The following is a 1,379-nucleotide window of genomic DNA, read 5'->3' as shown; positions in this document are numbered from 1 at the left end:
CCACGCACAGCGACCCCGGACCCGTACGGGTCCGGGGTCGCGTCGTGCGAGGGTCGGCTCAGTCCGCCGTGACGACCAGCGCCACGTTGTGCCCGCCGAAGCCGAACGAGTTGTTGATCGCCGCGACGGGCCCGTCGGGCAGGGCGCGCGGCTTGTCGCGCACGAGGTCGAGCACCAGCTCGGGGTCGGGGTCGTCGACGTTGATCGTCGGCGGCGCCTGCCGCTCGTGCAGGGCGAGCACCGCGAAGATCGTCTCCAGCGCGCCGGCACCACCGAGGAGGTGTCCGGTCATCGACTTCGTCGCCGAGAGGGCGACGTGGTCCGCGTCGGAGCCGAGGACGCCGCGGATGCTCCGGGCCTCGATGAGGTCCCCCACGACGGTCGACGTCGCGTGCGCGTTGACGTGCCGGACGTCCGTGGCGGCGACGCCGGAGTCGGCGAGCGCCGCCTGCATGGCGCGCACCTGGCCGTCGCCCGACGGCTCCGGCGACGTGATGTGGTAGCCGTCCGCGGTGAGGCCGACGCCGGCGATGCGCGCGTACACACGGGCGCCGCGCGCACGGGCGTGCTCGGCGCTCTCGAGGACGACGATGCCGGCGCCCTCGCCGAGGACGAAGCCGTCGCGGGCGGTGTCGTAGGGACGCGACGCGGCGGCCGGGTCGTCGTTGCGCGTCGACAGGGTGCGCGACGCGGCGAACGCGGCGACGGGCATCGGGTGGATCGCCGCCTCGGTGCCGCCGGCGACGACGACGTCGGCGCGGCCCGACCGGATCATCTCGACGGCGTAGCCGATGGCCTCCGCACCGGACGCGCACGCCGAGACGAGTGCGTGCGCACCGGCGCGCGCACCGAGCTCCAGCGACACGTAGGCGACGGGAGAGTTCGGCATGAGCATGGGCACGGTCATGGGCAGGACGCGGCGGCCGCCCTTCTCACGCAGCGTGTCCCACGCGTCGAGGGTGGTCCAGATGCCGCCGATCCCGGACGACACGACGGCGCCGAGGCGGTCACCGTCGACCTCGGGCGAGCCGGCGTCCTTCCAGGCCTCGCGCGTCGCGATGACCGCGTACTGCGCGGACGGGTCCATGCGCTTGAGCTCGGGGCGCGGGAGCACCTGGTCGGGTGCGACGCGCAGCTGGGCGGCGAACCGGACGGGGATGTCGTAGCGGTCGGCCCAGTCGTTCTCGAGGGTGCGGGCACCCGACTCGCCCGCCAGGGCGGCCTGCCACGTGGACGGGACGTCGCCGCCGAGCGGCGTGGTCGCGCCCAGGCCGGTGACGACGACCTCGGGGACGGTGCTCATGGGTGCTCCTCGGTGTGTGCGGGGCGGCGGGACGGCGCGTGCTGGCACCCGCCCTCCCCGCCGCGGGGGCGTCGGG

Annotated in this window: 1 protein-coding gene; it reads right to left on the bottom strand. The window is 75.3% G+C overall.

Annotation, left to right across the window (positions count from 1 at the left end; translation table 11 throughout):
* Positions 1 to 58 precede the first annotated feature (58 nt).
* Positions 59 to 1,303: a beta-ketoacyl-ACP synthase II gene (fabF, locus tag ACFUMH_RS19080; protein ID WP_378209216.1), complete on the bottom strand. Its 1,245-nt coding sequence runs from the start codon at positions 1,301 to 1,303 to the stop codon at positions 59 to 61.
* Between the last annotated feature and the right edge of the window lie 76 nt (positions 1,304 to 1,379).

This window comes from Cellulomonas sp. NPDC057328 (assembly GCF_042667215.1).
Taxonomy (GTDB): Bacteria; Actinomycetota; Actinomycetes; order Actinomycetales; family Cellulomonadaceae; genus Cellulomonas.
This window is presented reverse-complemented; position numbering and strand designations above follow the sequence as displayed.

Bases quoted from the DNA above. Each gene is read 5' to 3' on its own strand.
- fabF (WP_378209216.1), bottom strand. From the start codon at position 1,303: ATGAGCACCGTCCCCGAGGTCGTCGTCACCGGCCTGGGCGCGACCACG.